A 13040-nucleotide genomic window follows, 5' to 3' on the forward strand; every position below is an offset into this window, starting at 1 on the left:
AATTTTGAAGTATGATGAGTATATTTCCGGAAAAGAACATGATGCCCAGTCGATTTGTCTGGATTCCAAGGGTTATCGCGATGATATCCCCGCTAATCTTTGCAATACTCTCTTCAGGTTGCACCAGCTTCGCTAAAGGGGTTGCGGAGGCAGTCATGGGCGGACAAGGCAAGAAAGAGGACGCCCGGAAATGTTATGTACGTGGCCGTCCGTTCGAGGGGTTGGAAACCAAGTTAAAGAGACAGCAGCAGGCAGCTCAAGTGAGCAAAGGTGATCATCCCGTGCTTAAGGTGCTTGTGGTGCATGGTATCGGTTCTCATCAGCCAGGTTACTCTACCCGCCTGGCCGAGAACCTGGCGCAGGTTCTCTCTCTCAATCGTGTCCAGGAGACGGTCAAGGAGATAACTATCACCCATCCGAAGTTTCCGGATCAGGAATTGGGATTGCTCCGCCTGACACGTTACTTGAATACCGATGAGGGCAGGGAAATTATTTTCGCAGAACTTACCTGGAATCCCATCGTAGCGAAGGAAAAACAAACCATTAACTTTGATAACTCAGGTGAATATTCCTTCCGGCGCGCGCCCATCAACAATATCATGAAGGTATTTGTCAATGACACCATCCCGGATGTGATGATGTTCAATGGCACCTCACGGCAACAGATCCATTTTTCTGTCGGCCAGTCTCTCTGCTGGCTCATGAGTGAAAGCTGGGCGTCACTTCAGACTAAGACTGCGCAATTCTGCGATGCAAGCGTTTCCACCAGCATTGACCGGCTGGATGATGAGTTTGTCTTTATCACACACAGTCTTGGCAGCCGGATTACCGTGGACGCGCTGCAATGGATAGCGAGTCTCGTCAGTGACATCACCAAGCCGGAAGCCGCTGTTGCCGGTAATTTACAGCCCCTGCAACATGCTGCAGTGACCCATCTTCCCACAAAAACAAGGAGCACTGTTATAGCACAAAAACGTCTCCTCCAGCAAAAGGAATTCACTGTTTTTATGCTTTCCAACCAGTTGCCGCTGCTGCAGTTGGGGCAACCCAAGCCGCAGGTTACCGGCCGGATCGCTGAGATTTGTGGCCCGGAGGCTGCCCATGAAACGGAAAGAATCTTCCGCAATACTCATCTCATTGCCTTAAGCGATCCTAACGATTTATTCAGCTACGCGCTTCCTCCCAGCTTTATCAATGAGTATGTGGATTCGCGTCTTTGTCCAACCTTGACCAACGCTATCCTAAACGTGTCTGATGTAACCGATATTTTCGTGGGACAGTTTGCCAATCCCCTAGCCGCTCATACCGAGTACGACAATGATCCGAGAGTGATCGGTCTTATCGCCAAAGGGATTGGCCATAGCGAAGTGGACCCTGAAGTTGCCGAGCGGTGTACTTGGCTGGAGTCAGTGCCGACTGGACAATAAAGAGCTGGCTAGCGGCAGAAAGAAAATAAAAAGTGTGGAAAGTGGCATGAAGCGGCGCTAGTATTAATCCTTTTAAGGAACCACTATGCGCAGCATCGGTTTATTCATATTGCTGTCAGCAGCCCTGTCGACAGCGAGCTGGGCGGAGAACATCGTCCGGCCGGGATTATGGGAGGTGACGACCCAGTCTGATTTATTGGCACTGGTGCCTCATATCCCTTCGGAGCAAATGCAGCAGCTTACCACTCTGGCCAGGCAGTATGGCTTGGAGATGCCTCAAATCCGCAATGGCGCGGCGACCTCCAAAGTCTGCATTACGCCGGAAATGGCCAAGCAGGAGGTACCCTCTTATTTCTACGAAAATCAGTCTGGCTGCACGGTCACAAATGCCACTCGAACGGGAAATCGTTATCAGATGGAGTTGATGTGCGATAACCCGCAATTCAAAGGAAAGGGTCATGCGGAAGGTGTTTTTATGACGCCTGAAAGCTTCTCGGGACAAACGGAATTTGAAAGCGTAGTGCAGGGTACGCCGATCTACGCTCATGCCGATACCACAGGTCGATGGATAGGCGAGCGCTGTGAAGTGGTGCAGCCTCTGCGATAAGGCATCGAAAATAGTAAGCGTTGAGCAATGACAGCACATAGAGGCTATGGCCAAACCTGGTGGGGAGCGCAGTGGCTTAATTCCCTCTCACAAATTGATTATGACAACCGCCTGCCACGTGGACGCAGTTATGCCAACAAAGGAGCGGTAACGAAAATTGAAATTCAGCATGGAAAAATTCATGCCCAGGTAAAAGGCTCGCGCCCACAACCTTATGACGTGGCAATCAAAGTCCCGGCCATGCCTCAGCAGCAGGCTAAAGCTTTACTTGATGCACTGGCGCTCGATCCGGTCATTATCTCGAAAATGCTCAATCGTGAGCTAGATCCCGCAGTTCTGGAACGTGCCAAAGCACTTAAGGTCGATATTTTCCCGGCGCGCTGGACCGATCTTTCCATGTCCTGCTCTTGTCCGGATTGGGCTGTGCCATGTAAACACCTGGCCGCGGTAATTTATCTGATCAGTCGAGAAATCGATGGCAATCCCTTTCTGGTATTTTCATTGAAGGGAGTCGATCTTACTAAGGAGCTGGCAGCACGTCATATTTCGATCGAGCGCGAGGCCAAGGCGACTTTGCCGACGGTAACGGCCTTGCTGGATCAGCCGTCGCAGCAGCAGGCAGCCCTGGTACAGGATAGTGCTGGCCTGGAGGATTACAGCGCACTCGATTATTCCATCTTGCCTGATCTTGCTGCTTCCCTGATGAGCGTATTGCCTGCGAATCCCGCTTTCTTTCAGCAAGGTGATTTTCGCATCATCTACGAAAAAGTGATGAAGCGCGTCATCAAGCAAGCTCGTCTTGCGCTTAAAACAGTTGCAGCGACGGCTGATATCAAGTCAGTAGCCATTACCCCGGCAGATAAACCGCGTGTTGTGCTTGATCACGCCTATCAACCCGCCCTTGCCGGATTAACAGTGCAGGCGCGCTGGATAGATTGGGTATTCACACTGCAGCAGCTTGCCGAGGCTGATTTGCCTGATCTCCAACCAGAGGTAGCCGCCATGTACCATGCTCGCATGGTTAGCCTGCATCTGCTGGCACAAGGCGCGGTCTTGCCTCAAGTGTTCGCAGTGGGCGAATCGGAAGCAGGCTTGCGCTGGTTACCAGCGATGTTGGATGAGGCCGTCAGGATCTTGGTCAATCGGCTGGCATCGCTGCTGCCGCCAGGATTGCTGGCTTATCGCAGCGGCAAGAAGGCGGTTAATCCCACTGGTGAAGCGCAAGTGCTTGCATTATGCAGCTTGTTTTTAGGTGAGTTGATCCGCTATTGGGGCGATGCTCGCAACCAGAAACCGTATGGCAACAAACTGCTCGACCTGTTTTTTGGTCGCGGCCATGCCCGGTTTGATGGACCGGGCGAAGGGGAAGTAGGCTCCGGCGTGCAATTGTGGTTGTCGCGCTTTCATGTTGGTCAGCAAACTTATGTGCCGGTATTGCAGCTGGAGGATAACGGAGCGGAATTCAGTCTGTCGCTGGGGGTGGTCGCACGCGATAATCCTTTGCAGGAGCCTGTGCCATTCGCTCGCTTGCTGACGGATAAAGCATGGCAGACAGATCGCTACGGCGTGCTGCAAACGGTATCACTAATCGCCGAGTTTTTTCCCGCCTTCAATCACTATATCAGCGCGGGTGCTACTGCTCCGGTCGCACTGAGTCCTGAAACTTTCCCCGCCTTTCTGTTCGATACGCTGCCGATAATCCGGCTGCTTGGTATCCGCGCATTGCTGCCCAAAGCGCTCGATTACCTCCTGCGGCCTCGGCTATCGATGAGGTTATCCAGCAAAAACACCGGCAGCACAGGTTTTCTCAATGCGAATGATATTTTTGGTTTTGACTGGACGGTGGCGATTGGCAATACCCAGCTCACCAAGGCCGAATTTGAGGAATTGGTCAAGACTGCCCATGGCGTCGTGCGCTTCAAGGGTGAATATGTCTATCTCGAGCCTGCCGACATTGAACGGTTGCGCCTGCAACTAGAAAAACCGCCTCGCATTACCCCGGCTGAGCTGTTACGCACCGCCCTGAGCGAGGAGTATCTTGGCACACCTATCAGTCTGGACGCAAAAGCGCGGGACATCATTCGTGAGTTGACTGAAATCAGCAATGTGCCGTTGCCCAGCGAGCTCAATGCAATCTTGCGGCCGTACCAGGAACGCGGCTATGCCTGGTTATATCGCAATATTCGGGCCGGATTTGGCAGCGTTATGGCCGATGACATGGGGCTGGGAAAAACACTCCAGGTAATTGTTACTTTACTGAAACTCAAAGAAGAAGGACGCCTGCATGAGGCAAAGGCGCTGGTGATTGTGCCGACCAGTTTGCTTACCAACTGGACCAAAGAAATTGCGCGATTTGCACCGACCCTGACGGTACACCTTTTTCATGGCGCGGAGCGGATGTTGGCAAAAGAGCGGGCGGATGTGCTACTCACTACCTACGGCAGGGTACGCACCGATCTAGCCAAGCTCAAGAAGCTTTCCTGGCGCATCGTCATTGTCGATGAAGCGCAGAACATCAAAAACTCCGTTGCTGCACAAACCAAGGCTGTGAAATCCATTCCTGCCCTTTCCTTCGTCGCCTTGACGGGCACACCGGTTGAAAACCGGCTAACTGAATACTGGAGCATTATGGATTTTGCCAATCGCGGCTTTCTGGGCAATCTCACTCATTTCACTAAAGAGTTTGCCGTACCCATACAAAACGACCATGATCAGCAAGTGGCGCAGCGTTTCAAACGCGTCACCAGTCCGTTCTTGCTGCGACGCCTTAAATCAGATAAAAGCATTATCAGTGATTTGCCCGACAAGATCGAACAGAATCAATATTGCGAGCTGACTAAGAAACAGGCGGCCTTGTATGAATCCGTCGTGCGTGAAGCGCTGCGGGTCATCCATGGCGAATCCGACACCTTCAAGCGTGAGGGGCTAATTCTGCAAATGATCATGGCCTTGAAGCAAATCTGCAATCATCCGGCGCAGTATCTCAAGAAAGGAGACAGCGACGCGAGCCTGTCCGGCAAAGCAGAACTGTTTCTCGATCTGCTCGATCCCATCTTGGCAGCCCATGAAAAAGCGCTGGTATTTACGCAATTTCGCGAAGCGGGAGATTTACTGGCGGCTTGGATCAAAACGCGGTATGGGCGGGAACCCCAGTTCCTGCATGGCGGTGTCGCACGAAAAACACGCGATACCATGGTGGAACGATTCCAGCATGATCGTACCGAGCGCGTTTTTTTGTTGTCGTTAAAAGCAGGTGGCACCGGTCTTAATCTGACCGCCGCCACCAATGTGATTCATTTCGATCTATGGTGGAATCCCGCTGTGGAAGCGCAAGCAACCGACCGGGCCTATCGCATCGGCCAGCAGCATAATGTCCAGGTCCATCGCCTGATTACCCGCGCTACCTTCGAGGAACGCATCAATGACATGATTCAATCCAAACGCGAGCTGGCTGACCTGACCGTCGGTATCGGCGAAAAATGGATGGGAAATCTAAGCAATGCCGAGCTTAAAGACGTGTTCAGTTTGGGATGAAAATGATCCTGTTTTTCTGCGTTGTTTTGCCTCAGACGTTGCGTCAGCACGAGAGGGGGCAGGGTCTAGATCCGCGGCACGTAGTAATCTATTAGCACAAATGAAACATCTATTCTAGACCTGGCCCCGGCAAGTGGACCTGGCCCCGGCAAGTGCTATTTATTTGTGGATCTAACAAAGTTTGTATGATGAAAGCTAAATCGATACAATTCTATAAAACATAAGGAGATAGCATGCAACTTACCGTGTTAGATTTCATTTTTGACGTAATATATTGCGTCATTTCGGAGGTCTAATTCTAGTTATGCGTCGGAATAATCACCGTGGATAGCAAGCACGCAATCGAACTCGGCGCAAAGATCATGGAGCTTCAAGCTCTTATGATCGCGTATGTAACAGATGGTCGCGCCTCAAATCAGCCATCTGCATATCGAGAGCTCTATGCGGAAGTTGCATTGGAGCTGGAAGATGCAAAGTACTCAAACCCAAACCCGCATAAGTCCCTTGAGGTTTTCTGGGCGTTCTGCAAGCTGCAGAAAATGGCTACCTACGCCGAGCGGCGTACCTATGTTGAAGAGCTGTACGGCGACATTCTTCTTGATTTGAAGCGCATCCAGAGGCACGCGCCATCTTCAAGAAACTGGAAGAAAGCGAACGAAGCTCTATCTGATGAACTAAGCCCGGTTCGGGCTCAGTGGCTTAAAGCAAAGAACTTCATATATGCGGCATCGCCAGACTATGAGAACTCAATCAAGGAGTCCATCAGCGCAGTTGAGTCCTGCCTAATGATTCTACTGAATGAGCCAAATGGAACCCTGGGTGAGATCATCAAGCGCGCGGACCTAGACCCTGACATTAAGCGCCTCATTAGCCAAGCGTATGGGTATACGAGTAACAAGGACTTCGTGCGCCATGGCGGTACAACTCCTTCAACTCTTACGCACGCGGAGGCAGAGTTCTTCTTGGAATTCGCTGCTTCTTGTATTGTCTATCTGGCAAGTTGGCTTAAGAATGCGAAGCCGAACGCATAACAATTCGCTGCAGGCTCGACGGCCTGACGGGCCGCGGCCTGAGCTCAAACGTTATACCTAAAAGGAGCATCAGTTGACCTGCGCTGAAATAGTCACACTGTTGAAGGACATCGTGCTTTCTGGTGCTGCAATTACTGGTGCGGTTGTGGCTGTGAAAGGCTTAGGTACTTGGCAGCGCCAATTGAAGGGGCAATCTGAATACGAGCTTTCGCGTCGAATATTGGTGTCTGTATTCAAATACAGAGATGCAATTAATGGCGTTCGGCATCCTGCGATGTGGGCGTACGAAATGCCTTCTCCGCCAGAGGAAGAAGCTACAAAAATGTCCTGGGAACAAATACGTTTCTACGGCACCTCGAAGGCTTACCAAGCAAGGTGGGACAAAGTTCAAGCTGAAAGAACAACGCTATATGCTGATTTACTTGAAGCGGAAGCTATTTGGGGCGCAGAACTAAAAGAACTGTTTAAAGGGGTGTTCGATCTTGAGCATGAATTATTTACACGAATTCGCCATTACGTTGAACTTATAAACCCCGATACCGATGCAGCCTCAAAAGAGGCGATAAGAAACATAGATAAGAATGCTCGCGACATTATGTACGACAATTTGAGCGAGGAGCCTGACGAATACAAGCGAGATATTATTTCGGCAGTTGAGAAAATTGAAAAGTATCTTAAGCCAAAGCTTAGTCATGAAAAGGTATAACAATCACATCCAGCCGACCCAAAAACCGCTGCGCGGTTTTTGGGTCGGCTGATGTGTGGCGTTAAGCACAAGAAAAATGGGGTCGCGTCTTGCAATTGAGCATAGTGTGGGAAATTAAAGAGAAATTACTCATGTGGGTGTGTCTGAGCTGGTTGTTTTATCAGAGATTCAGCGGGAATGCCTAGTTCTTGGTGTAGCTTTTGGATCATTTTAAGTGTCAGGGAGCGTTTGCACTCATTGTTGGGGACAGGTCTATATTTTATGATATTAGATATAGACCTGTCCCTTCTTACGCGCTTGAAAATTCGAGCGGGATGTTCAGGTCGCGAATCAAGAAAAATAAGCCCGCGTAGGGCGCAGTCGTTATTGCGCCGAATGAGAAATATCCGGTGCAATGCGCTTCGCTGATTGGTGGTACTGGGGAAAGAATGGATCGGCAATCTAAGCAATGGGATCAGATAGGAGCGCACTCAATTGATCTTAATATAATTGCTGGATAACGACTTTCCCGCAATGCACTTGTCTAATCGTTAAAAAAGCAGCAGCAGAGAGCAAGACAGCATGAGAGACCTTGTTTTCCTTTACGACCCAATCCTATCCATTGAATTTTCCAGTATGCTATAGAAATTAATCTATTTTTTGGATCTATCCAAAATTTAATTGGAGCAATGGCCATGGTTTACCCTGTTACTTCTGTGAGGATATCGGCTGAAGAATTCCTTGAATGGGAAGAAAAGCAGCCTGATAAACATGAGTTTATCGAAGGGGAAGTTTTTGCCATGGTGGGTGCGACACGACAACATGCCGCTGTAACAGGAAACATTTTTTCATGGTTGTTGCAGCATCTTCGGGGTACCCGTTGCCGTGTTTACGTAGCCGATATGAAATTAAGACTGGAAGCAGCCAATGCTTTTTTTTATCCGGATGTATTCGTTACTTGCTCAGAAGCCGACCACCAGGCAGAGCGTTATATGACAGAGCCTCGATTGATTGTAGAGGTTCTATCTGAATCTGCTGAAGCATATGATCGAGGAAATAAATTTGAGAAATACCGGCAGTTTCCTTCCAACGAAAAACAGAAATCTTCCGCAAGGACGGTGCGGGTAAGTGGGTGCTGTATGAATTTGGCAGGAATAATCCGGTCCATTTTGCCAGCCTGGAATTGACGATTGAGGGTGCTGCTTTATATGAGAATGCTGATGAGCATGGATCAGAGGGGGACACCCATTAATCTTGGGTGCTAAAAAGCAACGCCCCTGGGAGGAAGAATTTCACGTGAATCAATTACTATCGGTCAATGGCCGCTTAACATGGTATTAGCCATCAGACTCGCATGACATGACTTCCTTCACCTCGCTGATCAATGATGTGCGTGCCTGCACGCTTTGCGCTGAACATTTGCCGCTCGGTCCGCGTCCGGTCTTCCAGGTGCATGAGTCGGCTCGCATCTTGATTGCAGGGCAGGCGCCAGGCAAGAGGGTGCACGAAACGGGCATTCCGTTCAATGATCCAAGCGGTGACAGGCTGCGCGCCTGGTTGGGGATCTCGCGCGAAACGTTCTATGACCCCAGGCAAGTAGCCATCCTGCCGATGGGTTTCTGCTTTCCCGGAACAGGCCAATCCGGCGATTTGCCCCCGCGACCCGAATGCGCGCTAGCGTGGCGTGCGGCATTGCTGTCCTACTTAAAGAATCTCCAATTCACGCTGGTACTGGGACAGTACGCACAAGCCTATCATCTGCCAAACGAAAGAGCATCGCTGACCGAGACCGTTCGAGCATGGCGGAAGAACTGGCCTGATATTGTTCCCCTTCCTCATCCGAGCCCGCGCAATAATCTATGGCTCAAGCGCAATCCATGGTTCGAGGAAGAGCTCATTCCTGCCCTTCGAGCGCGCGTGTCGGAAGTACTCGAACGTCATGGTTAGTCCTGTCATTGGAGGGGCTTGGCGAGCCATTCCTGGCCGCTTTTCAAGTTATTTGAATGTCAATCAATTCCCCCCTGTAGTGTTGTTGCATCAGTTTGACAGCACGTTGCAAGGAGACTGGCTAGCGGATTATCCAGGTAAAGTTAAGCTAAGTCACGCTGACCCAAATTATGCCAAGGAGCAAAAATTGTATGCAAATGCATTATTGCTTTCCTATTTGTTATCCCTTATGGTCATCGTGCAACAGGGCTGGATGGGCTGATCCGTAACTTCTACTCTGCTGGAGGTGTCGGGTTGTTTTGCTGTTTACTTATTGATCTGGCCAGTGAAGTTTGAGAGCCCCGGCGGCTGTTGTGGCGTTTCTCACTTGCCAAATATATTGCTATTAATTGAGTAGCGAGGACATTATCTGGCTGTATCAATATTCCCAACCTTGCAAAACCTAAAGTTCAAAGGAGGAAGCCGCTATGAACAAACATTCTTCAATTATGAAAATTCGCAAATTTGGAGCAACATTGTTTGCCGCATCCTTGGTATTCTCATCCTATTCTGCAATGGGAGAGGAGGAATGGTGGCCGCCGACTCTCGATCTGGATCCGAAAGTTCAGCCACCGAAATGGGATTGGCAGCTCGCCGTGCCGATCAAGGTAAACCCAGATACGTCCATCAGGATCTACGACATTGATATGTTCGAGAACGAACACAGCGGCGCGGTCCAGATGCTGCATAGCAAGGGATACAAGGTTATCTGCTATCTCGACGTTGGCAGCTGGGAGGATTGGCGGGATGACGCAGCCGATTTCCCGAACAGTATTCTCGGCGCAAGGTACTCGGGGTTCCCCGATGAGCGGTGGCTGGACATCCGCGACGTTAATCCGCAAAAGTCAAAAACCGGCACCAAGCTTGCGGAAATCCTGACGAGGCGCTTTGATCGGGCCCACAGTATGGGCTGTGACGCCATCGAACCGGACAACATGGACGGCTATGATAAGACCGCTCACGAATCAAGCGGCTTCCCGCTCACCTACGAGGATCAGATCTACTTCAATCTTTGGGTTGCAGAGAGCGTTCACACCCGGGGGATGCTGGTCGGACTCAAGAACAACATCAACCAGGCGCATGATGAGAGAATATATAACACTTTCGACTTCGTGGTGAGCGAGCAGTGCTTCCAGTACAACGAGTGCGGCTTCTTCTCGGACTTTCTGAGACTCAATAAACCGGTTTTCGAGGCGGAGTACGGCCGCACGTTGAGCAACTTCTGTCCCAAGGCCAAGGCGCTCCGGATCAGCGCCATCAAGAAGCGCCCGAGCCTCAATGCCACCCGGCAAGACTGCAGCGCCTATTATTGATACACCTTATGCCTTGGCATGGGATCCAGTCGTTATCTCGAAAAATATTCAATCGTGAGCCTGATGGGTTTGTGCCAATGACGACGATTTGCCCACCCTGGGCAGCACTGAGAACGACTACGGTTCCTGCTCCGCCATTTCCAGCACTTCGGTTGCTGTCAGTTGCCCGCTCATGTCACCGTTCCAGGTGGCGTTGAGTGGCAGCGTATTCTGCGCGCGCGCGGTGCGGTCTAGATAGGTCTGCAGGGTCATATGCGGTTGTGTGACTGGTATGGCTATGGCGCGCGGGTTGCGAATCACTTCGTTGAACAGGGCCTGGTTGATCCGGACCTGGGGTGGCGCATTGCGTTTTTCCTTGGGCGTTGAGCGCGCGGCGCGCAACGATTTCTTGAGCAGCTTATCGTGATTGCGCTTGTCGTCTTCCAGGATGGGATAGGCTTGCAGGTACAGCGCCCGGCCGCGCCAGCCGAGCAGGCGGGGCTGATTCACCACTCGCACCGGCGTGCCAACCGGGACCTTGCCGTAGATGCGCGCGATGTCTTCGGGATACATGCGCAGACAGCCGTGGCTACCGCGCAGACCGATGCTCGGCGGCTTGTCGGTGCCGTGAATGGCGTAGTTCGGCCAGGCGAGTTTCAGCACATGGCTGCCCATCGGGTTGTCCGGGCCGGGCGGTACGACGGCGGGCAGCGGATCACCATTCTTCGCGTGTTCTTTGCGGATGGAAGGTGTCGGTATCCAGGTGGGATTTTCCTTCTTGGAGGCGATTTTGGTCGCACCTTCCGGTGTTTTCCATTCCACGCGTCCGATACCAAGCGGATGGGTAATGACCTTCTGCGGCTCGCCAGGCGCTGCCTTCGGAAAATAAAATAACCGCATCGCCGCGAGATTGATCACGATGCCTTTGCGCGGTGCGTCAGGCAGCACGAACTGGGTGGGAATCACGATTTCGGTGCCTGTTCCCGGTAGCCAGGGATCGACATCGGGGTTGGCGTTCACGATCTCTTCATAGCCCAGGTTGAATCGCCGGGCGATATCGGAGAGCGTGTCCTCTTCGTTGACGGTGATGACTCGCAGTGTGCCGACCACATCCTCGCGGACGGGGTCGAAGCTGAATTCATGGCTGGCCACCGCAATGGGTAACGGCTTGGCTGCTGGGGTGGGCAATGCCGATTGGCTGGTCAGAAACGACTGGCAGCCGCCCAGAAGAAAAAGGACGCTGAGCAAACTGCACACCAAACCATAACGCAACGACGATGAAAGTGTTTTACTCATCTGCAACTCAAAAAGATTAGACATGTGAACTCATCTTAATGTGGGGAGATCATAATCATATTAATTACAAAGCGTAGCATGCCAATCAATGTCAGAGACCAGACCAGCAGCGCAAACCAGCCCCAATATTGGGGAATTATCGCCAGCGATCCGAAGCTTGTCGCTTTTGCCAGGGAAAGTGTGCAGGCCGCGTACATCCCCATGGGGAAAACCCTGCTCCATGAAGGAGGATCGTAGGCATGATATTGCCTGCCAAACGCCAGTCTTGACCATGGAAGAGTTTTTATCCACATGGGCGCTGAAGCTGCGGTCTCCACGCGGGTGAATTTCCGGATATCCATGACCAGTAGATAGGGAGTCCACAATGTTCCCATACTCCATGCAATCACGGTCATCCACAAAACGGTTTGCCGGATGTCTTCCCATTCTGGCAGGGCAGGCATGCGCATGACGAGCTCGGAGCCCGCCAGAACAATGATTGCCGCTGCCCCCATGCAGATCCAGTAAGGCGCATCCCAATCTCCAGGTTCAAATCGCCTGAAAAACAGGCGATAGGTCAATATTGTTATGATCAGCAGATACAGAATATAACCTACAACCCAGAAACTTCCTGCCATAAAATAAGCATAGCTGGTATGGACTTCCATTGCATCCAGAAGATGAATTCCCAGCAGGGAGATCGATACGGTGCTGACGACAATCAGCAAGGTCGCGCCGTTCACGATTTCGTGCAGGGGTTTGCCTTGCATAGCGATAAAATCGAGCGCGATGAAATAGAGGCATCCGAACCAGCCAATCAGAGCAACCAGCCCTAACCCAATGGCCCATCCCATCGCCTGCTGGAAGGTGACAAGCTGTATGCCGATGGTATTGGTGCCAACCACGAACGTCAGAAAAAGTACTGCGCGCCGCAGGGTCCTCAAGTCCGCCATTAAATCTGGCCGAAAAAAAGCTATCCGCGCAGCCAGGATGGTGCACAAGATCAGATAAAAAACCAGATTCAGCGTGAAAAGCGCCTTCGCTATGCCGGGGAAAGTCATGGCTTCAAAAGCAATCGACATGATGCCGGTGGCCATTACCATGGCAAAATAGGCGGGATGAAAATCCTTTATGCCGTTGCTGAGGATGACGCTGCACCGTTTCATGATAGCGTCAATATAATTAATCTCTTCTCGCCAGTAG

The 13040-nt window shown here is 51.2% G+C and carries 11 protein-coding genes and 1 pseudogene; 9 read left to right on the forward strand and 3 right to left on the reverse strand.

The window, feature by feature from the left end:
• The first annotated feature begins 38 nt into the window (after window positions 1-38).
• From BLW34_RS00245 to BLW34_RS00265, 5 genes are all read left to right on the forward strand, one after another.
• Window positions 39-1427 carry a hypothetical protein gene (locus tag BLW34_RS00245; protein WP_143037834.1) on the forward strand — a complete coding sequence of 463 codons (1389 nt, stop codon included), beginning with the start codon at window positions 39-41 and terminating at the stop codon, window positions 1425-1427.
• Between the two features lie 85 nt (window positions 1428-1512).
• Window positions 1513-2034, forward strand: coding sequence for a DUF3617 domain-containing protein (locus BLW34_RS00250; RefSeq protein ID WP_090574208.1), 522 nt, complete (start codon window positions 1513-1515; stop codon window positions 2032-2034).
• 27 nt (window positions 2035-2061) lie between these two features.
• Complete coding sequence (locus tag BLW34_RS00255) at window positions 2062-5568, forward strand: DEAD/DEAH box helicase (RefSeq protein ID WP_090574210.1); 3507 nt, start codon at window positions 2062-2064, stop codon at window positions 5566-5568.
• Window positions 5569-5891: 323 nt separating this feature from the next.
• Complete coding sequence (locus BLW34_RS00260) at window positions 5892-6599, forward strand: hypothetical protein (protein ID WP_090574212.1); 708 nt, start codon at window positions 5892-5894, stop codon at window positions 6597-6599.
• A 73-nt stretch (window positions 6600-6672) separates the two neighbouring features.
• Window positions 6673-7305 carry a hypothetical protein gene (locus BLW34_RS00265; RefSeq protein WP_090574214.1) on the forward strand — a complete coding sequence of 211 codons (633 nt, stop codon included), beginning with the start codon at window positions 6673-6675 and terminating at the stop codon, window positions 7303-7305.
• A 125-nt stretch (window positions 7306-7430) separates the two neighbouring features.
• On the opposite strand, the pseudogene BLW34_RS17280 reads toward BLW34_RS00265, so the two are convergent.
• Window positions 7431-7535, reverse strand: a pseudogene (locus tag BLW34_RS17280) (transcriptional regulator); the annotation flags it as partial.
• A gap of 444 nt (window positions 7536-7979) precedes the next feature.
• Here BLW34_RS17280 and BLW34_RS00275 point away from each other — a divergent pair.
• The 4 genes from BLW34_RS00275 (at window position 7980) to BLW34_RS00290 (ending at window position 10583) form a co-directional block, all read left to right on the forward strand.
• Window positions 7980-8471 (forward strand): Uma2 family endonuclease, encoded by a 492-nt coding sequence (locus BLW34_RS00275; protein ID WP_218138699.1) that lies wholly within the window; start codon window positions 7980-7982, stop codon window positions 8469-8471.
• A 172-nt stretch (window positions 8472-8643) separates the two neighbouring features.
• Window positions 8644-9231: a uracil-DNA glycosylase family protein gene (locus tag BLW34_RS00280; RefSeq protein WP_090574216.1), complete on the forward strand. Its 588-nt coding sequence runs from the start codon at window positions 8644-8646 to the stop codon at window positions 9229-9231.
• Complete coding sequence (locus tag BLW34_RS00285) at window positions 9224-9493, forward strand: hypothetical protein (RefSeq protein ID WP_090574218.1); 270 nt, start codon at window positions 9224-9226, stop codon at window positions 9491-9493. Before BLW34_RS00280 ends, BLW34_RS00285 begins: the two co-directional genes overlap by 8 nt.
• A 205-nt stretch (window positions 9494-9698) precedes the next feature.
• Window positions 9699-10583: an endo alpha-1,4 polygalactosaminidase gene (locus tag BLW34_RS00290; protein ID WP_090574220.1), complete on the forward strand. Its 885-nt coding sequence runs from the start codon at window positions 9699-9701 to the stop codon at window positions 10581-10583.
• 117 nt (window positions 10584-10700) lie between these two features.
• On the opposite strand, the gene BLW34_RS00295 is transcribed toward BLW34_RS00290, so the two are convergent.
• Both BLW34_RS00295 and BLW34_RS00300 read right to left on the reverse strand, forming a co-directional pair.
• Window positions 10701-11882 (reverse strand): L,D-transpeptidase family protein, encoded by a 1182-nt coding sequence (locus BLW34_RS00295; RefSeq protein WP_090574222.1) that lies wholly within the window; start codon window positions 11880-11882, stop codon window positions 10701-10703.
• 11 nt (window positions 11883-11893) lie between these two features.
• Complete coding sequence (locus tag BLW34_RS00300; protein WP_090574223.1) at window positions 11894-13003, reverse strand: tellurite resistance/C4-dicarboxylate transporter family protein; 1110 nt, start codon at window positions 13001-13003, stop codon at window positions 11894-11896.
• Between the last annotated feature and the right edge of the window lie 37 nt (window positions 13004-13040).

The organism is Nitrosomonas sp. Nm58 (genome assembly GCF_900107335.1).
Classification (GTDB): Bacteria; Pseudomonadota; Gammaproteobacteria; order Burkholderiales; family Nitrosomonadaceae; genus Nitrosomonas.

What these genes read in the sequence shown, in the direction of transcription:
- BLW34_RS00290 (WP_090574220.1), top strand. Translation starts at nt 9,699, where the DNA reads ATGAACAAACATTCTTCAATTATGAAAATTCGCAAATTTGGAGCAACA.
- BLW34_RS00300 (WP_090574223.1), bottom strand. Translation starts at nt 13,003, where the DNA reads ATGAAACGGTGCAGCGTCATCCTCAGCAACGGCATAAAGGATTTTCAT.
- BLW34_RS00285 (WP_090574218.1), top strand. Translation starts at nt 9,224, where the DNA reads ATGGTTAGTCCTGTCATTGGAGGGGCTTGGCGAGCCATTCCTGGCCGC.
- BLW34_RS00250 (WP_090574208.1), top strand. Translation starts at nt 1,513, where the DNA reads ATGCGCAGCATCGGTTTATTCATATTGCTGTCAGCAGCCCTGTCGACA.
- BLW34_RS00295 (WP_090574222.1), bottom strand. Translation starts at nt 11,882, where the DNA reads ATGTCTAATCTTTTTGAGTTGCAGATGAGTAAAACACTTTCATCGTCG.
- BLW34_RS00275 (WP_218138699.1), top strand. Translation starts at nt 7,980, where the DNA reads ATGGTTTACCCTGTTACTTCTGTGAGGATATCGGCTGAAGAATTCCTT.
- BLW34_RS00255 (WP_090574210.1), top strand. Translation starts at nt 2,062, where the DNA reads ATGACAGCACATAGAGGCTATGGCCAAACCTGGTGGGGAGCGCAGTGG.
- BLW34_RS00280 (WP_090574216.1), top strand. Translation starts at nt 8,644, where the DNA reads ATGACTTCCTTCACCTCGCTGATCAATGATGTGCGTGCCTGCACGCTT.
- BLW34_RS00245 (WP_143037834.1), top strand. Translation starts at nt 39, where the DNA reads ATGATGCCCAGTCGATTTGTCTGGATTCCAAGGGTTATCGCGATGATA.